Genomic DNA, 19,619 nt, shown 5'->3' with positions numbered 1-19,619 from the left:
CCCTGGTGTCGGTGGCGGTCGGCGTCACTGGGAGGCCGTCCAGTTGTAGAAGCGGGTGGCCATGGCGTCGGCGGGCGAGCGCCAGGTGGCCGGGTCGAAGGCGCCGATGAACGGCTTGAGGTCCTCGCTGATGCCGACGAACCGCGGGTCGGTCTTGGCCGCCTCGATCAGCTCGCCGCCGTTGTCGCCGTCGAAGTCCTGGAGGTGGAAGTACAGGCCGTTGTAGGCGAACAGCTGGCGGCGGCGGGTGCCCATCCGGTGCGGCATGTCGGTGCCGTCGAACTCGCCGAAGAGCTTGGCGACCTGGGCGCTGGACTCGACGTCCATGCGGGCCACGATCAGGGTGCTGTGCATGGTCTTCTCTCTTCCGTGGGTGTCGGCGCCTCAGGCGGCGCGGGTGGGGCCGAAGAGCCGGATGAAGTCCGCCACGCCCGCGTCGACCAGGGCGTCGCGTTCGAAGTCGGCGAGCGGCAGGGCGCCGTGGAACGAGCGCTGCACGACGCTGCCGGCGACCAGCTGGACGAACCGGCCGGCCGCGTGGTCGGCGTCGGCGATGTCCAGCAGTCCGGCGTCGGCGATCCGCTGGAGCCGGCGGGCCAGTTCGCGCTGGGCCTGCCGGGGGCCGGCGGTCTGCCACATCTCCAGGACGCCGGCGGGCAGCCGGGTGACCTCGGCGCCGATGTGCCGGACGATGGCGAAGTGCTCGGGGAAGGTCGTCATGGGCGTCAGCCAGGCGCGGCCGAGGGCGGCGAGGTCCGCCGCCAGGTCGTCCACCTGGACGAGGTGGTCCTCGGCGATGACGGTCAGCGCGGCGGCGACGGACGCGGCGCTGTCCAGCAGCACCGACAGCAGCAGCTGTTCCTTGTCCCTGAAGTAGTGCTCCACCGCGGCCGGTTCGAGGCCGGCCTGCTCGGCGATCGCCTCGACGGTGGTGTGGGTCCAGCCCTCGCGGGCGAAGACCGTGCGGGCCGCGGTGACGACGTCCCGGCGTTCCTCCGCCGGACCGGCGTGGACCGCGATCGTTGCCTGCAGCGTGGCCATGGGCGTACTCCTCCTTGACGTGCGGTTCGGTGGGGGGGTCGGTCGCTCAGCCGGCGAGCGGCTTGCCGAACCAGCGCTCCAGCGCCATCGGCAGGTCGTGGTGGCTGCCGGGCGCGGCCCAGGCGATGTAGCCGTCGGGGCGGATCAGCACGGCGGTGGTGTCCCCCAGGCCACTGGCGGCGGTGCGGCGGCCGGGCTCGGCGGTGACGATGTCGACCCGGTCGGACCAGCCGGCCGCCCGGGCGCGCAGCCGCGGGTTGTCGGTGAGGTCGAGCAGCAAGCCGCGGGCGGAGTGCAGCAGTTCGGTGCTGGTGGTGACCCGCCTGGCGGTGGTGAGCTCCAGGTTCGGCATGCGCTTGCCGAGCAGCGGGTGGGTGCCCGTGCCCACGTCGTAGGTGATCTCCAGGCCGCTGACCATGGCGGTCAGGTGGGTGGCGACCTCGGGGTACTCGATGAGTTCGGACAGCACGTCGCGCAGCGGCTGCACCTCGGGTCCGCTCAGGAAGAGCAGGCCCTGGGCCTGGGTGTTCATCAGCAGCCGCTTGCCGACCCGGTGCCGCTCGGAGTGGTACGTGTCGAGCAGGCCTTCGGGGGCGGTGCCGTGGACGACGGCGGCGAGCTTCCAGCCCAGGTTCACCGAGTCCTGGATGCTGGTGTTCATGCCCTGGCCGCCGGCCGGCAGGTGGATGTGGGCGGCGTCGCCGGCCAGGATGATCCGGCCGCGCCGGTACTCGGTGACCTGGCGGGTGGCGTTGCCGAAGGCGCTGACCCAGACCGGCTCGGCGTGCGAGATGTCGTCGCCGGTCAGCCGCTTCCAGGCGTCCGCGACCTCCTGCCACGGCGGCGGGGTGTCGCGGCGCTGCGGCGGGTTGCCGCGCTCGCAGACGATGATGCGGGTGGTGCCACCGGGCAGCGGGCCGACCATCACCATGCCGCCGGGCAGGGTCTCGCCGATCATGCGGGTCTTGAGTTCGACGCCCTTGATGTCGGCGAGGAACATCTCCATCGTCGCCGCGGTACCGGGGAAGTCGAACCCGGCCGCCTTGCGGACCATCGAGCGGCCTCCGTCGCAGCCGACCAGGTAGGCGGCGCGCAGCGTCTGCTCGCCCTTCGGGCCGCGCACCTTCACGCGGACGCCGTCGCCTCCGTCGGTCACCTCCAGCACCTCGTGGCTGCGCCGGATGTCGGCGCCGAGGCTGGTCGCCCACTCCTCCAGGTGCGTCTCGGTGGCGGACTGCGGAACCGACTTCGCGGCCTGCTGGGCGCCTTCCAGAACGGAGAAATCGATCGGCAGACCACCGAAATGACCGAGGTCGCTGGTCTCGACGTCGCCGAAGCGGCCGAGAATTCCGCGCTGGTCGAATATTTCCATGGTGCGGGCGGTGAACCCGAGCCCACGGGATTCTCCGGTGCGCTCCGCGAGACGCTCGAGAACGACGACATCGACGCCGGCGAGCCGCAGTTCGCCCGCCAGCATCATTCCGGCGGGGCCCGCGCCCACAACGATCACTGAAGCGTCCATGTACCTCTCCTCGGCCATTTCCGGGTTCCTTCGGTTCGACACACAACTGCGGCGACGTCAATGAGTCTGTTGGCCCGGAGAAAGGACTTCAAGGCACTTCTGTTCAGGCCTCCGCAGGGTTTCTTCACGGCTCTGTGCGCCCTGTGCAAATACGTCCGGCGAATGTCAGGGAATGGACAGATCACCGGGCGCCCGGCGGCCGGCCGCCCCGAACGGCCGGGGTTCGGCCGGGCTGTGTTAGGTTGCGCGCCGGTTTCGGCGTGATCAGGGGGGCTCCATGCGCAGGGGTGCGGCAACACGGGTCGTGGTGGCCGGAGGCGGTCCGGTCGGGCTGCTGGTGGCGGCGGAGCTGGCCGGCTACGGCGTCGACACGGTGGTCCTGGAGGCCCGGGACACCGTCGACGAGCACCCGAAGGCCAACACGCTGCACGCCCGGACGGTGCAGTGCCTGGTGCGCCGCGGTTACCTGGACCTGCCGGTGTCCGCCGAGCGCGCCGGAACGGTGTCCACGCCGTTCCACTTCGGCGGGCTGCACATGCTCGCCATCACCGCGCCCGCGAGCGAGCCGCCCGCCGTGGTCAAGCGCCTCCAGGCCGACCTGGAGCGGGAGTTCGAGGGACGGGCGACCGCGCGCGGCGCCCGGATCCTGCGCGCGCACCGCGTCATGACGGCCCGCCAGGACGCCGACCGGACCGTGGTGGTGGCCGAAGGCCCCGACGGGACGGCCGAGTTCACCGCCGACTTCCTGGTCGGGGCGGACGGCGCCCGCAGCACCGTGCGCGAGCAACTCGGCTTCGGCTGCGAGGAGCAACTGCCCACCGTCTCCGCGGCCATGGGCGTCGTCCGGGTCGCCGAGCCGGGCGCGCTGCCGGAGGGCTGGCGGAGCACACCGCGCGGCTGGACGGTCGCCCGCCCGCTGCCGGACGGCCGCCACCTGGTCCGCGTCCTCGACCTGAGCGCCCCGCACCCGGACCGGCGCACGCCGCTGACCCGGCAGGAACTCGAGGCGGAGCTGTCCCGGATCACCGGCCACCCCGTGCCGCTGTCCGAGGCCACCAGCCTCAGCCGGTTCAGCGACTTCACCCGGCTCGCCGACCAGTACCGCCGGGACCGGGCCTTCCTGGTCGGCGACGCCGCGCACGCCCACTTCCCCATCGGCGGCCAGGGGTTGAGCACCGGGCTGCTGGACGGCCTGAACCTCGCCTGGAAGCTGGCGTTCGCGGTCCGCGGTACCGCGGGCGAGGGCCTGCTCGACACCTACGAGTCCGAGCGCCGGCCGGTCGCCCAGCAGGTCGTCGCCAACACCCGGGCCCAGCTCGCCCTGATGAAGCCCGACCCCGCGCTGCGCGAACTGCGCGAACTGTTCGAGCAGTTGCTGACCCGCGCCGAGGGCGGCCGGCTGGTCGGCGGCATGATCAGCGCCCAGGGCCTGGACCTGCCGGCCCGCGGGCCGGGCGCGTCACCGTGGGAGGGCCGGTTCCTCGACAACGCCGCCCTCGGCGGCACCGACCTCATCGGCCTGCTGGCGGGGGGCCGCCCGCTGCTGCTCACCAGCGACGACTCCCCCGCGCGGGAGGCGGCCGGCTGGGCGCACGTCGTCACCACCGTCCCCGTGCCGCGATCCGCGCTGCCGGCTCCGGCGCTGCTGGTCCGCCCCGACGGCTACATCGCCTGGGCCCCGGACGGCGGCCGGCTCACCGAGGCACTGCGGAGCTGGTTCGGGGAACCGCGCCCCTGACCCTCCCGCACCAAAAACCGATCGTGCTGTTTGTCAACGCGCGGGCCGGCCCTCAACCAAGGGCTTCTCGGCACGCGCGGACAACGACGGCCCGGCTTTTCCGCCAAAAACGGTACCGTGCGGTCGGCTTTACTGGTCCGGCGAGCGCCCGGGCGAAGCGATGTACGGAGCGAATCGCCGGTGGATCTCGGCGATCTGCCCCAGGACCTCGTCGCCGCCCTTCGGGTCGGTCGCGGCCCGGGCCTGCTCGGTGCAGGCAGCGAACAGCATCTGCTGCCAGAAGCCCGTGACCGTGCGGCGCGACAGCCACTCCCGGTCGCGCCGGCCGAGTATCTCCATGCCGAGCGTCGCGCTCGTCACGGTGTTCACCAGGTCCTCCAACTCCGCGTCGGGCCGCAGCGCCCCGTCGGCCGCGGCCCGGGTGACGCGGCTCTGCACGCACCCCTGCCACTCCCGGCGCAGGTCGATCTCGCCCTGCGCCCAGTCGCAGTTGAGGCGGAAGCCCGCGCGGACCACCACGTCCTCCGTCAGCAGGTACGCGAAGCCGTGGGACATGTCTGCCATGGCCTGCACGGCATTGCCCTGCCAGAGGGTGGCCCGGCGCGCGGCCAGGCGCAGGACGTGGACGGCCGACTGCTCGACGGCGCGGGCAACGGCGGCCTTGTTCTCGAAGTGGAAGGTCAGGGCACCACGGCTGACCTCCGCACCCGAACTGATCGCGGTCAGCCCGGTCTGCACATAGCCGTGCTGCTCGAAGAGCCCGGCCGCCGAACGGATCAGCGCGTTGCGGGTACGGGTCGCCCGTTCTTGTTTGCTCACTCTCTCGGCTCCGTCTTGGGAGGCGCGGCACAGTGCGCCCTACTATAAAACCAACTCCCCGGTATTGAACAATCGGGCGTCCGATTTGATCACGATCGGACCGGCCGGACCGGCGTCGCGGCGGCACGCCCGAGCCCGTCCCGGGGGCGCGGAGATCAACTACAGGGGCACGTCAAGTCTGCTGCTGTGCGGCTGCGTTGAGACACCCTCCGAGACCGCGCCCGAGACCGCCTCCGCTCCGGCGCGACGGCCTCGGATCTTTGACAAACCGGCATGCCGGTTTGTATTCTCCTGACGTCTACTCACCATGAGCTCAGCGCCGACTTGCAGGGGGAGAGCAGATGACCAGGTCATCCTCGGATCTTTTGGTGCACCGGGCACACAGTGCGCATCACGACCGTCGCCACCAGGCAGAACAGTCGGTCGCCGGGCCGGTGGTGGAGCAGCCCGTGCGGCCGCAGCGCGAGCCCCTCCGGGTGCTCGTCGTGGAGAACGAGACCAAGGCCGCCGACTCCCTGGTACAGGGCCTGCGCCGCCAGGGCTACCGGTCCGACAGCGTGGCGACCGGGGCCCGGGCCCTGCAGACCTACCGCAGCGCGGACCTGATCCTGCTCGACCTCGACCTGCCCGACATCGACGGCCTCGAAGTCTGCCGCAGCGTGCGCGCCATGTCGGACACCCCGGTCATCGCCCTGACCGCCCGGGACTCCGAACTCGACCGGGTACTCGGCCTGCAGGCCGGCGCCGACGACTACATGGTCAAGCCGTACGGGTTCCGCGAACTGGTGGCCCGGATGGAGGCCGTCATGCGCCGCGTCCGTCCGCCGCACGTCCTCGAACAGGTCATCAAGCACGGCCCGCTGCAGATCGACGCCGGCACCCGCGAAGTGCTGCTCGACGGCGAGCCGGTGGAGATGACCCGCAAGGAATTCGACCTGCTGCACCTGCTCGCGGCCCAGCCCGAGACCGTCGTCTCGCGCCGACAGCTGATGACCCAGGTCTGGGACGACTCCTGGTCGCGCCCCGGCCGCACCATCGACACCCACGTCAGCAGCCTGCGCAACAAGCTGGGCTCCAGCAGCTGGATCATCACCGTGCGCGGCGTCGGATTCCGCCTCGGCCACGCCTGAAAACGGCCGCCCGGAGCCGGAGTTGACCAAGGCGTGTAGTGCGGTGCGTAGATCCCTGAAGCGAGCACCGGGCAGGGTGGGATTCCCGAACGCAGGTTTCCGAACGCAGGTCTCCGGACCCAACTTTCCGGACGCAGGTCTCCGGACCCAACTTTCCGGACGCAGGTTTCCACCCTTGGGAGAAGTGACTCGTCATGCGCAAGGTGCTCATCGCCAATCGTGGTGAAATCGCTGTCCGCGTCGCCCGGGCGTGCCGGGATGCCGGTATCGCGAGTGTCGCCGTGTATGCCGAGCCGGACCGGGACGCGCTGCACGTGCGGGCGGCCGACGAGGCGTACGCGCTGGGCGGCGACACCCCCGCGAGCAGTTACCTGGACATCGCGAAGGTCCTGAAGGCGGCCGCCGATTCGGGCGCGGACGCGATCCACCCCGGCTACGGCTTCCTGTCCGAGAACGCCGACTTCGCCCAGGCAGTCCTGGACGCCGGCCTGACCTGGATCGGCCCGCCGCCGCAGGCGATCCGCGACCTGGGTGACAAGGTCACCGCCCGGCACGTGGCGCAGCGCGCTGGTGCGCCGTTGGTGGCTGGTACCGCCGACCCGGTGTCGGGTGCCGAGGAGGTGGTCGCGTTCGCGTCGGAGCATGGTCTGCCGGTCGCGATCAAGGCGGCGTTCGGTGGCGGTGGTCGTGGTCTGAAGGTGGCCCGTACGCTGGAGGAGATTCCGGAGCTGTACGAGTCGGCGGTGCGTGAGGCGGTGGCCGCGTTCGGCCGCGGTGAGTGCTTCGTCGAGCAGTACCTGGACAAGCCGCGGCATGTCGAGACGCAGTGTCTGGCCGACCGGCACGGCAACGTGGTGGTGGTCTCCACTCGTGACTGCTCGTTGCAGCGTCGCCACCAGAAGCTGGTCGAGGAGGCGCCCGCGCCGTTCCTGACGGCGGAGCAGAACGCCGAGCTGTACCGGGCGTCGAAGGCGATCCTGCGCGAGGCGGGTTACGTCGGCGCCGGTACCTGCGAGTTCCTGGTCTCCCAGGACGGTCTGATCTCCTTCCTGGAGGTCAACACCCGCCTCCAGGTCGAGCACCCGGTGTCCGAGGAGGTCACCGGCCTGGACCTGGTCCGTGAGATGTTCCGGATCGCCGACGGCGAGGAGCTCGGCTACGACGACCCGGAGGTCCGCGGTCACTCCTTCGAGTTCCGGATCAACGGCGAGGACCCGGGGCGCAACTTCCTGCCCGCGCCCGGCACCGTCACGCTGTTCGCCCCGCCGTCCGGCCCGGGCGTGCGCCTGGACGCCGGCGTCGAGTCCGGCTCGGTCATCGGCCCCGCCTGGGACTCGCTGCTGGCCAAGCTGATCGTCACCGGCACCGACCGCAAGCAGGCCCTTCAGCGCGCCAAGCGCGCCCTGGAGGAGTTCAAGGTGGAGGGCATGGCCACCGCCATCCCGTTCCACCAGGCCGTGGTCACCGACCCCGCCTTCGCCCCCGAACTCACCGGCGCCACCGACCCGTTCACGATTCACACCCGCTGGATCGAGACCGGGTTCGTCAACGACATCCCGGCCTTCGTCGCCCCGGCCGCCGCCGAGGAGAACGACGAGCCGGAACGCGAGAACCTCGTCGTCGAGGTCGGCGGCCGCCGCCTCGAGATCTCCCTCCCTGCGGGCATGGGCATCTCGGGGGCCCGTTCGGCTGCTGCCCCGGGCGTCAGGCCGAAGCGGCGCACGGCGTCGGCGTCCGGCCCGGCGGTCTCCGGCGACACGCTGGCCTCGCCGATGCAGGGCACCATCGTCAAGGTCGCCGTCGAGGAGGGCCAGGTCGTCGCCGAGGGCGAGCTGATCGTGGTCCTGGAGGCGATGAAGATGGAACAGCCGCTCAATGCCCACAAATCCGGCACCGTCACGGGCCTGTCCCTGGAGGTCGGCGCCGCCCTCACCTCCGGCGCCGCCATCTGCGAGATCAAGGACTGACACCCCATGCCGAACAGCACTCAGGACCGCATCGACCGCCTCGAGGACCAGCTGCGCGAACTGACGGACCGCAGCCGGATCGGCGCGCTGATCGACCGCTTCGTCTCCGGGCTCGACCACCCGGATCCGCGGTGGTGCGACGAGGCGTGGTACCGCTCGGTGTTCAGCGACGGCATCGTGCTCGACATGCCCAACGGCACCCACACCGGGATCGCCGGTCTCCCGCTCTTCTTCGGCGGCCCCAAGTCGCAGTGGGCGCGCACCCACCACGTGACCACCAACCACCTGATCGAGGTGGCCGGTGACACCGCGACGGGCCGGGCGAACGTCCAGGCCACCCACGTCCCGCACGGCCCCGACGCCCCGCTCTTCACCGGCGGCGCCCGCTACGACTTCCAGGCGGTCCGCACCCCCGCCGGCTGGCGGATCAGCCACCTGGCCACGGCGATCGTCTGGCTCGACCACGGCACCCCCGCCATGGCGGCGCAACGCTGAAGCGCTGCGGGGCCGGGCAGTTGGAGGCCCTGCCCGTCCCGCGCACCTCCTCCACCCGGCCGCCGACGGCGCGCCCGCCGACGCCGAGCGGCTGGTGGCCTCGGGCGTGACCGTCCGGGCGGTCCCGGACTGCGGTCACAACATCATGCTCGACAACCCCGAGGCCTTCGCCCGCGCGGTCGCCGAAGCTCTCCCCTGCTGACGCCGCCTCAGCGCGGCCCGGCAGCCATGTCGATCACGTCCCCCGCCGCTTCGGTCACCACCGGGTCGTGGGTGGCCACCAGTGCCACGCAGCCGCGGGCCTGCGCGGTGTTGGCGATCAGCTCGGTGAGGGTGCCGGCTTGTTCGCGGTCGACGGCGGCGGTGGGTTCGTCGATCAGCAGCAGGTCCGGCTCGAGGAACAACGCCCGGGCCAGCGCGACGCGTTGGCGTTCGCCGCCGGAGAGCTGGTCGGCGCGGTGCCGCAGCCGGTGGCCGAGTCCGACCTCGCCGAGCGCGGCCTCGGCCCGGGGGCGCAGCCGACGGGCGGGGCGTCCGGCGATCGAGGCGGCGGCGAGGAGCTGTTCGACGGTGGTGAGTCCGCCGAGCAGGTTGCCGCTCTGGAACATGTACCCGATCCGTTCGCGGCGGACCTTCGCCCGCTCCGCCTCGCCGAGCGGCGCCAAGTCGGTGTCGCCGAGCAGCACTTGGCCCTCGTCGGGGCGCAGCATCGCGCCCGCCACGGCGAGCAGGGTGGACTTCCCGGAGCCGGAGGGGCCGACGAGTGCGGTGAGGACGCCCGGGCGGCAGGTTGCGTCGATGCCGCGCAGCACGGGGGTCCGTGCGTCGCCGCGGCCGAGCGAGACGGACACCTGGCGGAGGGTCAGCGTGGTCATCGTCCGGCTCCCAGCATGGTCATCGGGTCGGCGGTGGCGACCCGGCGGAGGGTGAGGGCGGCGCCGGCGAGGGCGGCCAGGGCGACGGTGCCCATGGTGGCGGTGAGCGCCAACCCCGGGAGGCTGAACGGGACTTCGGTGCCGACCAGCAGCCCGACGGCGGAGGCGAGCGCGGCGCCGGCCGCGGTTCCGCCGATCACCACGACCGCGGCCTGGACGAGGGTGTGGCCGAGCAGCCGGCGCCGGGAGGCGCCCATCGCGCGCAGCAGGGCGAGTTCGGGCTGCCGCTGGACGGTCCAGACGCCGAAGAACGCGCCGACCACCAGCGGGGCGATCAGGTACAGGAAGAACTGGATGGACGTCATGGTGACGCGTTCGCCGGTGTAGCCGGGCGCGGCGGCGAAGGCGTCATCCAGCGCGACGGTGCGGGTGCCGAGCTCGCGGTCGGCGGCGGCGAGGTCCGACGTCCCAGCCTGCAGGGCGATCGCGCTGTACTGGTGCGGGAGTTCGGCGGCGGGAGTCTTCGCGCCGGGGGTGGTGAAGCGGATCCGCTGCCAGGTGGCGGTGGTGACGTAGCCGACCGGGACGTGGCCGTAGGAGGCGCGGCCGGTGATGCCGGTGACCTTGAGGGCGATGCCGAGCCGGTCGACGGTGAGGGTGTCGCCGATCGCGACGCCCTCGTCGGCGAGCTTTCGGGAGATCACCAACTGGTCGTCGCCGCCGAGGCGTTGGCCGTCCTCGGCGCCGGGGTCGAGGAACGAGCCGGGTTCGACGCCGAACGCGGCGAGGTCGACCTCGGTGTGCCGGTCGGTGGTGCCGCGGGTGATGCCGACGCCGAGCGGGGTGGCCCGGACGCCGGGCTGCTGCTGCCAGCCGGTCAGGGTCTCGGCGGGGACGAGGCTGCGGGCGAACTGGTCGGACTTGGTGTCCGGGGAGAACGCCAGGTGGGTGGCGGGCAGGCGGCGCAGCGCGGAGACGGTGTCGTCACCGAGTCCGGTGGTGAACCCGGAGACGATCCCGACCAGGGCGGCGACCAGCAGGACGACGCAGCCCATGAGCAGGAAGCGGCCGCGGGCGGCCTTGAGTTCGAGCAGGGCGAGGTACACCGTGCTCCTTCCGAGATGGGGACAGTGTGTCCCCAAGATAGAACATGGGGACGCGGCGTCCCCAAACCGGGGGCCGTCCGGGCTCCTAGACTGTTGAGATGCCGAAGATCAGTGCCGCCACGGTCGCCGACCACCGCGCCCAGCAGCGCCGGGCGCTGGTCACGGCTGCGCGCGAACTGCTGGAGACCGAGGGCGACGCCGCCGCCGTCACCTTCACCGCCGTCGCCCGCCGCACCGGCCTGGCCCGCAACAGCGTCTACAAGTACTTCGCGGACCGCGCCGAACTGCTCGCCGCCGTGGTCCAGGAGTCCACCCCGCGCTGGACCGAGCGGATCACCGCCGCGATGGCCGCCGCCGACACCCCCGAACTCCGCGTCGCCGCCTACGTCCGCGCCCAGTGCGAACTCGTCCGCGACGGCGAGCACCGGATCGCCCGCGCCCTGGCCGGCGACCGCGACGCCGCCGCCCTCCGCGAGGCCGCCGGCCACGCCCACCACGAACTGCTCGCCCCCCTGCTCCAGGCCCTCACCGACCTCGGCGACACCTCCCCCGAACTCACCGCCCGCCTCCTCCAGGGCCTGGTCAACGCCGCCGTCACCGCCCTCGAATCCGGCGCCCCCTACCACCCCACCACCAACCGCACCACCACCCTCGCCGTCGCCGCCCTCACCGCCGTACGCCCTTCCGCCGACTGACGGCCCGCCGGGCATCGTGGCCTATCTGCTCGCCCAGCGCCGGCCGCGGCGGGTCCGTGGGCTGGTGCTGGAGGACGTACCGGTGCCGCGCCCGCGGACGCCGAGCGTCCCGACCCGGCCGGACGGCGAACTGGCCTTCGACTGGGAGCTGGTGGCGCCCGTCCGCCGGCAGATCGACCGGCCCGATCCCCGCTGGCTCGAGCAGCTCGGCGAGATCACCGCGAAGACCCTGGTGCTGGCCGGCGGCCCGTCCAGTCACCTCCCGCAGGACGGCGTCGCCGAGCTGGCCGCCCGGATCCCCGGCGGGACTCTCGTCACCATCGACGCCGGGCACATGATCCACGACACCGAGCCCGAGGCGTTCCTCGAAGCGGTCTCGGCCTTCCTCGAAACCCTGGCTGACCCGGACGAGTGAATTCCGGGCCCCCCTTTGGCGGACAGCACAACGCGGTACCCAGGTGGGCGAAGAATCAAGGCAGTTCGCCCGAGAACAGTTCAGGATCCCGGCATCCGCCCCGGGCCGGGCGACCTCCCCCGTGAGAGAGGAGCGCGATGACAATTCCCGCTGTGACCGAAGAGGTTGAGGACTTCGTCGAGCTGTCCGTGCCGCTGACCGGGTTCTCCGCGTTCGACCTGTACGGCACCGGCATGGCCGAACGCTACTTGGAGACCGCCCAACAGCAGGTCGGGGCCGAGCAGTTCGGCGAGTTCTGGGCCGCCTGGAAGGCCGCCGTCGCGGACGGCGGCGGCCCGCAGAGCCTCTCCCCCGTCCACCTGGAGGTGGCCCGGGCGCTCACCTACCTGTGGCTCACCGGCGCCTGGCCCCGCCTGGCACCGGCCGCCCACGCGGCGCTGCGCCGCCAGGTGGCCAACGAGGAGTTCGTGGTCGCCCCGGAGTCCTACGTCGAGGGCCTGGCCTGGCGCACCTTCCACGGGCACCCGTCCGGCGCCAAACCGCCGGGCTTCGGCACCTGGGCGGTCGAGCCGCCCGCCCAGCCCGACACCGCGGCGCTGCGCGAGGGCCTCGGCCTCGCCGAACTCCCCTTCCGCACCGGGCTGACCGCCGAGGTCGCCCTGGACGCCGTCCCCGGGCACCTGCTGCCCGGGCTCCGCGCCGCCCGCCACATTCCGCCGTCCGCCGTCCCCACCGCCGCCGAACGACCGTCCGCCGTCGTCCCCACCGCCACCGAACGGCGCGGCAGTTCGAAGGAGGAGGCATGACCGGGACCGTCAGCGCGGACGAGGCGGTCCGCCGCCGCTACGATGTCGTCATCGTCGGCGGCGGCTGGGCCGGCAGCCTGCTCGCCAAGGACCTCGGCGACCGGGGCTGGCACGTGCTGGTCCTGGAGGCCGGGAACGGCGGCACCGAGACCTGGCCCGGCTACCTGGGCTCCTTGTCCACCTTCTACTCGGCCGTCGCCAAGGTGCCCAACTCCGCCTACCGGCGCAGCACCGCCGCCCCCTTCCCCGACGTCCTCGACCTCGCACCGGTGACCGACCCGGAGCCCGGTGAGCGGGAGTACACCGCAGGCGGCTACTTCGTGCAGAACGGCCGGCTGCCCTACGGCACCGACTACCTGCGGGAGTTGGGGGGCGCGGCGATGCACTGGCTCGGGGCGGTGCCGCGCATGCACCCCGAGGACTTCGCCACCAAGGAGCGCTTCGGCTACGGCCGCGACTGGCCGATCGACGCGGCGGACCTGCAACCCTGGTACGCCCGGGCCGAGTTGGAGATCGGCGTGGCCGGGGACGCCGCCGATCAGCGCGAGCTCGGTGTCGTCACGGACCCCGACTACGTCTACCCGATGCACCGGATCCCGCCCAGCTACATCGACCAGTACTGCACCGGCCTCGACGGCACCCAGATCCCGGACCAAGTCGCCCACGACACCTACCCGTTGAAGATCCACAGCCTGCCGCAGGCCCGCAACTCCACCCCGAACCCGGACTACAAGCCGGAACCGTACCGGCCGGCGAGCGCCGTGGGCCTGCCCAACTACGGCGAGCGCTGCGTGGGCAACGCGAGCTGTGTGCCGATCTGCCCGGTGCAGGCCAAGTCCCACCCGCTGCGCCAGCAGGCCCGCTTCCCGAGGACGGTCACGCTCGTCACCCGCTGCGTGGTGACCCGGGTCCGCCTGGCGGGGCCGACCATGGGCGGCCGGGTGAGCGGCGTCGAGTTCCGCGCCTACACCGACCCGGTCTCGCCGGTCGGCCGGTCGTACGTGGTCGAGGCGAACACGGTGGTGCTCGCCGCGCACGCCATCGAGAACGCCCGCCTGCTGCTGTTCTCCGGGCTCGCCAACGGCAGCGACCAGGTCGGCCGCAACCTGATGGACCATCCCACCATCCTCAACTGGGCGCTCGCCGACGAGAAGCGAGGCCCGGTCGGCCCGTTCCGCGGGCCCGGGCACACCTCCGGCTGGGAGGTCTTCCGGTTCGGGGACGGACGCCGGCGCCGGGCCCCGTTCCGGATCGAGATCGGCAACTGGGGCTGGGGCTGGGCCACCGGCGCCCCGATGAGCAACGTCGCCACCGCGCTCGGCATCGGCGGCGACAGGAACGGCGAGGTCCGCCCCGACGGCGTCTTCGGCCCCGAACTGCGCCGCCTGCTCGGCTCCACCATCGGCCGGCAGCTCCAACTCCAGGTCGCCGTCGAGCAGTCCGCGAACCCGGCCAACCGGGTCACCGTCGACCGCCGCTACCGCGACGCGATGGGCAACCTGCGCCCCGTCCTCACCTACGACCTCGACCAGCACACCCGCGACGGGATCTACGCGGCCCGCCTGGTCGCCGGGCAGATCTTCCAGCACCTCGGCGCCACCGACTACACCGACTTCGCGCCGCGCGACGGCGTCCCCTCGCTCGGCCACTTCACCCACACCGTCGACGGCACCACGATGGACCTGGGCTACAGCGGCGCCGGGCACGGCGCCGGCACGCACATCATGGGCAGTTCCCCGAAGGACTCCGTGGTCGACGGCTTCCAGCGCACCTGGGAACACCCCAACCTGTACGCCGTCGGCTGCGGCAGCATGCCGTCCGTCGGCACCAGCAACCCCACCCTCACCATGCTGGCCCTCGCCCTGCGCAGCGCCGAGCAGATCCACACCGACCTGCTCCTCGACCGGCGCCCGGCCGACATCCGGGGCGCCGACGAAGCGGAGGTACCCGCATGAGGACCGCCCTGGCAGTGGAGAAGGCCGGCTTCGCCGTCCCGAAGACCCTGGACGAGCTGCGCACCTACCTCCAGGCGGCGCTGGAGGTCGAGCACCTCACCATCCCGGTCTACATGACCGGCATGTACACCATCCGCCCCGGCACCAACACGCCCGCCTACTACGGGATCCGCGCCGTCCTGATGGAGGAGATGCTCCACATGACGCTGGCCGCCAACCTGCTCAACGCCGTCGGCGGCACCCCGATCGTCGACTCCCGGGTCGTCGCCGAGTACCCGGCGAGGCTGCCGTTCAGCGGCGAGACCGTCCCGTCGATCGGCCTGCGGCACTTCTCCCCCGAGGCGCTGAAGACCTTCCTGCGGATCGAACAGCCGAAGAGCATGACGCCCCCGGCCACCCCCGGCGACGGCTGGACCTCCATCGGACAGTTCTACGACACCATCCGCCAGGGCCTGGAGTACCTCGTCCGCACCCTCGGCCACGACCGGGTCTTCACCGGCGGCCCCGAACGCCAGGTCGGCCCCGAGGACTTCTACAACTCCGGCGGCGAAGTCTTCCCGATCGGGGACCTGGCCACCGCGCTGCTGGCGATCGAGACCATCACCGAACAGGGCGAGGGCGTCCACGACACCATCTGGAACAGCAACGAGGTGTTCGGCGAGGAACGCGAACTCGCCCACTGGTTCCGCTTCAACGAGATCTACACCGGCCGCGGTTACGGCCCGCACGACCGCCCCAAGGACCCGCCCAGCGGCCCGCTGATCGACGTCTCCTGGGACGACGCCTACCCGATCCACGGCGACTCCAAGGTCGCCGACTACCAGCGGTACGAGCAGACCAGCGGCGTCTACGAGCAGGCCGTCGCCTTCAACTCCCGCTACGCCGTCCTGCTCCGCTACCTCGCCTCCGCCTTCGACGGCTGCCCCCGCCACCTCGCCCTGGCCATCCCCACCATGCTCGAACTCCGCGACCGCGCGGCCCAGTTGTCCCACAACCCGCACCCCGACCCGGCCCTCGCCGCCCAAGGCCTCTTCGCCAGCGCCACCTTCGAGATCACCGCCCCCCAGTTCGACGCCGCCACCACCGAAGTCACCCACAACCTCCGGGCCACCACCCTCCACCCGGGCGCCCCCATCGACCTGTCCGCCGCCCACTCCCCCTCCCCCGAGGCCTTCGCCTGACCAACCACCCGCCGCCGCCCCGGTGCGGCGCCTGGCATGATCGACACATGCTTGAACGAGTGATCGCCGCATGTGACGGAGCAGCCAAGGGCAACCCCGGGCCGGCGGGCTGGGCGTACGTGGTCGCCGACAGTGCGGCCGTGCCGCAGCGCTGGGAGTCCGGGGCGCTCGGCCACAGCACCAACAACATCGGCGAGTTGACCGCCCTCCAGCAACTGCTGGCCTCCACCGACCCGGGCGTGCCGCTGGAGGTGCGGCTGGACAGCACCTACACCCGCGACGCCGTCACCAAGTGGCTGGCGGGGTGGAAGCGCAACGGGTGGAAGACCGCCGCGGGCAAGCCGGTCGCCAATCAGGAGCTGATCCAGCGGATCGACGCGCTGCTGACCGGCCGGGACGTCACCTTCGTCTACGTCGCGGCGCACCAGGTGGACGGCGACCCGCTGAACGCCATCGCGGACAAGGCCGCCAGCGACGCCGCCCGCACCCAGCAGGGCGCGTCCGGCACCGCGGCCGACCTGCCCGAGCCCGACCCGCAGAGCTCGGCCGCCAAGCCCGCGAGCAGGCCCCGCCGGGCCACCGCCGCGAAGAGCACCACCAAGTCCGCCGGAGGCCGCACCCTCGCCGCCCGCTTCCCGGGCACCTGCCCGTGCGGCACCGCGTACCCGAAGGGCGCGACCATCACCAAGGTCGGCTCCGGCTGGGGCCACCCGGACTGCGCCGCCGCCCACTGACGGCCGCGCCCGTCAGGCGATCGCCGCACCCCACTCCTTGGCCCGGTCCAGCTCGCCGTCGCGCAGCGGTCCACCGACGTCCTCCACCAGGAAGCCGACGGGCTCGGCAGTGAGGTCGTAGTTGTGGCGGGTGAGGCGCGCGGCGATGCCGTCGGCCGCCGCTCCGGAGTGCTTCCCCTCGACCCGGGTGTCGAACGCGGCGGCGCGGGTGCCCGCGCCCTCGGCCGGCAGGGACCGGAACCAGGAACGCAGGCCGGGGCTCTCCTCCGGTGCGCCGGTCTTCGCGGCGACGGTACGGCTGAGGCCGGTGGACATGCCCCGCATGTGTGTGGGGCCGCCGACCACCAGCAGGTCCGCGTCCCCGACGGCCTCGGTCTCGGCCTCGGCGACCGGCAGGCACCGCACGTCGGCGTCCGGCTTGGTCGTCCGGATGCCGTGGGCGATCGCCTGGGCGACCTGCCCGGTGTTGCCGTACATGCTCTCGTAGACGATCACGGCACGCATCGTTGCTTCCTTCCTCCGTCGGCGGCTCGAACGGCCGCACACCGGCAATTTCCACGGTAGGCGTGCCCGGTGGGACGGGCGAGGGCCGACCGGCCCTGGCCCGTGGGGCATCGGGCCCGGTCAGAGCGTGAAGGTGCGGCTCTCGCCGGGCCGCACCGGGACGGCCGTGCCGCGGAAGCGCACCGTGACGGGTTCCGGCCGGTCCGTGCCGAGGGCGACGGTCGCGGTCTGCCGGTCGACGGTGATCCGCACGCCCCAGTGGCCGCGGTAGTGCAGGTCGAGGGCGAGGCCGCTGAGCGCGGCAGGCAGCCTCGGGTCGAGCCACAGGGCGTCCTCGCGCAGTTCCAGGCCGGTGTAGCAGCGTTGCAGCAGGTCGGCGGCGCCGGCCATCGCGCCGAGGTGGATGCCCTCGCGGGTGGTGCCGCGCTGGCTGTCGCGCAGGTCGGCGGTGAGCGCGTCGCGGAAGTGCTTCCAGGAGGCGCGGCGGTCGCAGCGGGTCAGTACCCAGGCGTGCACGACGGAGCTCAGGGTGGAGCCGTGGACGGTGCGGTGCAGGTAGTGGGAGACGGTGCGGCGCATCAGTTCGTGTTCGGCGGGGTGGCCGAGGCGGCGCAGCAGGTCGCGGACCTCGTGGGCGGAGAACAGGTACCAGAGCATCAGCACGTCGGCCTGTTTGGAGGCCCGGTAGCGGTTGACGGTGTCGCCCTCGGCCTCCAGGATCCGGTCGAGGCGGCGCAGGTCGGGGTAGCGGCGGCGGTAGGTCGCCCAGTCGAGTTCGGCGAGGTGTTCGTAGCCGTCGAACTGGCTGATCACTCCGTCGTGGAAGGGCACGTGCAGGTGCCGGCCGACGTCCTGCCAGTGCTGGAGTTCGGCGGCGTCCAGGTCGAGGCGCTCGGTCAGTTCGCCGCGGCGGCGGTCGGGCAGCAGGTCGAGGGTGTCCTGGGCGCGGGCGAGGACCCAGGAGGCGAGGACGTTGGTGTACGCGTTGTCGTCGAGCCCGGGCCGGTCCGCCCAGGGGTAGGCGTCGTGGTACTCGTCGGGGCCGAGCACCCCGCGGATCGACCAGTGCCCGCGGGACGGCACGTGCTCGGCGGCCGACGCCCAGTAGCGGGCGATCTCCAGCAGCGTCTCGGCGCCGGTCTCGGCGAGGAAGCCGAGGTCGCCGGTGGCCTGGTAGTGCTGCCAGATGTTGTAGGCGACGGCGGAGCCGATGTGCCGTTGCAGGTGGCTGTGGTCGGGCAGCCAGCGGCCGGACAGCGGGTTGAGGTGCACCTGGGCGGACTGTTCCCGCCCGTCGCTGCCGCTCTGCCAGGGGTAGCTGGCGCCGCGGCGGCCCTCCGCGCGGGCGGCGCGCCGGGCGGCGTCGAGGCGGCGGTGGCGGTAGCGCAGGACGGCGCGGGCGAGTTCGGGGAAGCGCAGGTCGAGGACCCGCAGGACGAACAGTTCGTCCCAGAAGACGTGGCCGCGGTACGCCTCGCCGTGCAGGCCGCGGGCCGGTACGCCGACGTCCAGGTCGGCGGAGTGCTCCGACCAGGTCTGCAGCAGGTGGAACAGGTCGAGGTGCAGCGGCCCGCGGCCCGGGAAGTCCGCGTCGATCCGGCAGCGCCGCCACAACTGCGCCCAGCGCAGGGCGTGTTCGGTCAGCAGGTGGTCGAAGTCCTCGGCTTCGGCGACGAGTTGGCGGGCGGCGTCGAGCGGGTCGCCGGTGGCCGGGTCGTGCGAGGTGTGGACGGCGACGGCCTTGTCGACGGTGACGGCCGTGCCGGCGGACGCCTCCACGGCGAAGGTGGTGGCGGCCAGGCCCTCGCCGGCCAGGCCCTCGCCGGTCAGGCCGGCGGACGCGGCCTCGACGGACGCGACTTCGACGGACGCGACTTCGACGGACGCGGCCTCGGCGGGCGCGGCCATGGCGGACGCGACTTCGGCGGGCCGGCCGCCGACCCGGACGCGGTGCCGGGCGGCGAGCGCGATGCGCCGGCCCGCGCCGGTGGACACCTCCAGCCACAGCGTGCCGTCCGGGTCGAGGCCCTGGCGCAGCGGGGTGAGGTGCCGGCCGGTGAGTCCCGCGTAGCGTGGCACGCCGCTGTTGGTGACGGTGCCGTCGAGCGCGGAGCGGACCTCCAGTCGGCCGGACCAGTTCTCGGCGGTGAGGACGGTCTCCAGCGCCACCAGGTGCGGCCGGGCCTGGCTGGCGATCCGGCGCTGGACCAGCCGGGTGCGCCGCCCCGCGCCGTCCACGCACAGGGCGCGGCGGGTCAGGACGCCGCGGCGCAGGTCGAGTTCGAGTTCCTGCTCGGCGGGCGGGCCGGTGAACCAGTCGCCGTCCGCGCAGCGGAAGGTCACGGGCAGCCAGTTCGGGCAGTTGACCAGGTCCTCGTGGGTGAACACCCGCCCGCCGACCTGGGAGGCGGTGCGGTCGTAGCAGCCGGCCAGGTAGGTGCCGGGGTAGTGCACGCCGTCCGCGACGGCCTCGGGCGCGGCCCCGCGGGTGACCAGGTAGCCGTTCCCGACGGCGCACAGCGCCTCGCGGAGCCCTTCGTCCAGTGGCGCGAACCCGCGGTGGCGCAGCGTCCACGCGTCCGGCATCAGCCGGTGCAGGGCCTCGGCCCGCCGCTGCGGGGTGTCGGACTGCACGC

At 72.7% G+C, this 19,619-nt stretch carries 19 protein-coding genes; 11 read left to right on the top strand and 8 right to left on the bottom strand.

Translation table 11 applies throughout. The annotated features are described in order from the left end of the window. Positions 1–24 precede the first annotated feature (24 nt). Genes ACGFWJ_RS17755 through ACGFWJ_RS17745 form a run of 3 tightly spaced genes read right to left on the bottom strand, consistent with a single transcriptional unit; the run spans position 25 to position 2,563 of the window. Complete coding sequence (locus tag ACGFWJ_RS17755; protein WP_387636218.1) at positions 25–354, bottom strand: TcmI family type II polyketide cyclase; 330 nt, start codon at positions 352–354, stop codon at positions 25–27. A 30-nt stretch (positions 355–384) separates the two neighbouring features. Next, a complete protein-coding gene (locus ACGFWJ_RS17750) occupies positions 385–1,041 on the bottom strand; it encodes a TetR/AcrR family transcriptional regulator (RefSeq protein ID WP_392950357.1) in 657 nt (218 codons plus the stop codon). 46 nt (positions 1,042–1,087) lie between these two features. Beyond that, positions 1,088–2,563 (bottom strand): FAD-dependent monooxygenase, encoded by a 1,476-nt coding sequence (locus tag ACGFWJ_RS17745; RefSeq protein WP_392950354.1) that lies wholly within the window; start codon positions 2,561–2,563, stop codon positions 1,088–1,090. Between the two features lie 277 nt (positions 2,564–2,840). Between ACGFWJ_RS17745 and ACGFWJ_RS17740 the strand changes: the two genes are divergently transcribed. Further along, on the top strand, positions 2,841–4,301 hold the full coding sequence (locus ACGFWJ_RS17740; protein ID WP_392950351.1) for an FAD-dependent monooxygenase: 1,461 nt from the start codon (positions 2,841–2,843) through the stop codon (positions 4,299–4,301). A gap of 129 nt (positions 4,302–4,430) precedes the next feature. On the opposite strand, the gene ACGFWJ_RS17735 is transcribed toward ACGFWJ_RS17740, so the two are convergent. Next, the gene (locus ACGFWJ_RS17735) at positions 4,431–5,120 is read right to left on the bottom strand and encodes a ScbR family autoregulator-binding transcription factor (protein ID WP_392950348.1); all 690 of its coding nucleotides are present in this window, start codon (positions 5,118–5,120) and stop codon (positions 4,431–4,433) included. Positions 5,121–5,554: 434 nt separating this feature from the next. On the opposite strand from ACGFWJ_RS17735, the gene ACGFWJ_RS17730 reads away from it, so the two are divergent. The 4 genes from ACGFWJ_RS17730 (at position 5,555) to ACGFWJ_RS17715 (ending at position 8,914) form a co-directional block, all read left to right on the top strand. Continuing rightward, positions 5,555–6,250, top strand: coding sequence for a response regulator transcription factor (locus tag ACGFWJ_RS17730; protein ID WP_387636234.1), 696 nt, complete (start codon positions 5,555–5,557; stop codon positions 6,248–6,250). Between the two features lie 194 nt (positions 6,251–6,444). Continuing rightward, on the top strand, positions 6,445–8,217 hold the full coding sequence (locus ACGFWJ_RS17725) for an acetyl/propionyl/methylcrotonyl-CoA carboxylase subunit alpha (RefSeq protein ID WP_392950344.1): 1,773 nt from the start codon (positions 6,445–6,447) through the stop codon (positions 8,215–8,217). A 6-nt stretch (positions 8,218–8,223) separates the two neighbouring features. Beyond that, on the top strand, positions 8,224–8,712 hold the full coding sequence (locus ACGFWJ_RS17720) for a nuclear transport factor 2 family protein (protein WP_387858944.1): 489 nt from the start codon (positions 8,224–8,226) through the stop codon (positions 8,710–8,712). A gap of 106 nt (positions 8,713–8,818) precedes the next feature. Continuing rightward, complete coding sequence (locus tag ACGFWJ_RS17715) at positions 8,819–8,914, top strand: alpha/beta fold hydrolase (RefSeq protein WP_392950341.1); 96 nt, start codon at positions 8,819–8,821, stop codon at positions 8,912–8,914. A gap of 7 nt (positions 8,915–8,921) precedes the next feature. On the opposite strand, the gene ACGFWJ_RS17710 is transcribed toward ACGFWJ_RS17715, so the two are convergent. Both ACGFWJ_RS17710 and ACGFWJ_RS17705 read right to left on the bottom strand, forming a co-directional pair. Next, on the bottom strand, positions 8,922–9,587 hold the full coding sequence (locus ACGFWJ_RS17710) for an ABC transporter ATP-binding protein (RefSeq protein WP_392950338.1): 666 nt from the start codon (positions 9,585–9,587) through the stop codon (positions 8,922–8,924). Continuing rightward, positions 9,584–10,693: an FtsX-like permease family protein gene (locus ACGFWJ_RS17705; protein WP_392950335.1), complete on the bottom strand. Its 1,110-nt coding sequence runs from the start codon at positions 10,691–10,693 to the stop codon at positions 9,584–9,586. Before ACGFWJ_RS17705 ends, ACGFWJ_RS17710 begins: the two co-directional genes overlap by 4 nt. A 98-nt stretch (positions 10,694–10,791) precedes the next feature. Here ACGFWJ_RS17705 and ACGFWJ_RS17700 point away from each other — a divergent pair, with 98 nt between their 5' ends. The 6 genes from ACGFWJ_RS17700 to ACGFWJ_RS17675 all read left to right on the top strand — a co-directional run bounded on the left by ACGFWJ_RS17700 (position 10,792) and on the right by ACGFWJ_RS17675 (position 16,479). Beyond that, positions 10,792–11,388 (top strand): TetR/AcrR family transcriptional regulator, encoded by a 597-nt coding sequence (locus ACGFWJ_RS17700; RefSeq protein WP_392950332.1) that lies wholly within the window; start codon positions 10,792–10,794, stop codon positions 11,386–11,388. 16 nt (positions 11,389–11,404) lie between these two features. Then, positions 11,405–11,803: an alpha/beta fold hydrolase gene (locus ACGFWJ_RS17695; RefSeq protein WP_392950329.1), complete on the top strand. Its 399-nt coding sequence runs from the start codon at positions 11,405–11,407 to the stop codon at positions 11,801–11,803. Positions 11,804–11,955: 152 nt separating this feature from the next. Then, entirely contained in the window at positions 11,956–12,609 is a 654-nt protein-coding gene (locus tag ACGFWJ_RS17690) for a hypothetical protein (RefSeq protein WP_392950327.1), read from the top strand. Beyond that, positions 12,606–14,564, top strand: a complete 1,959-nt coding sequence (locus tag ACGFWJ_RS17685; protein WP_392950324.1) for a GMC family oxidoreductase — start codon at positions 12,606–12,608, stop codon at positions 14,562–14,564. The genes ACGFWJ_RS17690 and ACGFWJ_RS17685 overlap by 4 nt, the downstream gene beginning before the upstream one ends. Continuing rightward, positions 14,561–15,745, top strand: coding sequence for a ferritin-like protein (locus tag ACGFWJ_RS17680; RefSeq protein ID WP_392950321.1), 1,185 nt, complete (start codon positions 14,561–14,563; stop codon positions 15,743–15,745). Before ACGFWJ_RS17685 ends, ACGFWJ_RS17680 begins: the two co-directional genes overlap by 4 nt. A gap of 47 nt (positions 15,746–15,792) precedes the next feature. Beyond that, positions 15,793–16,479: a ribonuclease H gene (locus ACGFWJ_RS17675; RefSeq protein ID WP_392950318.1), complete on the top strand. Its 687-nt coding sequence runs from the start codon at positions 15,793–15,795 to the stop codon at positions 16,477–16,479. A 12-nt stretch (positions 16,480–16,491) separates the two neighbouring features. Here the strand turns inward: ACGFWJ_RS17675 and ACGFWJ_RS17670 are convergent, their stop codons facing one another. Next, complete coding sequence (locus ACGFWJ_RS17670; RefSeq protein ID WP_392950315.1) at positions 16,492–16,983, bottom strand: flavodoxin family protein; 492 nt, start codon at positions 16,981–16,983, stop codon at positions 16,492–16,494. A gap of 120 nt (positions 16,984–17,103) precedes the next feature. Further along, a complete protein-coding gene (locus ACGFWJ_RS17665; protein ID WP_392950312.1) occupies positions 17,104–19,617 on the bottom strand; it encodes a glycoside hydrolase family 65 protein in 2,514 nt (837 codons plus the stop codon). Between the last annotated feature and the right edge of the window lie 2 nt (positions 19,618–19,619).

This window comes from Kitasatospora sp. NPDC048407, assembly GCF_043200475.1.
Taxonomy (GTDB): domain Bacteria; phylum Actinomycetota; class Actinomycetes; order Streptomycetales; family Streptomycetaceae; genus Kitasatospora.
Note: the sequence above shows the minus strand (reverse complement) of the source record. Positions and strands in the feature narration are given on the sequence as shown.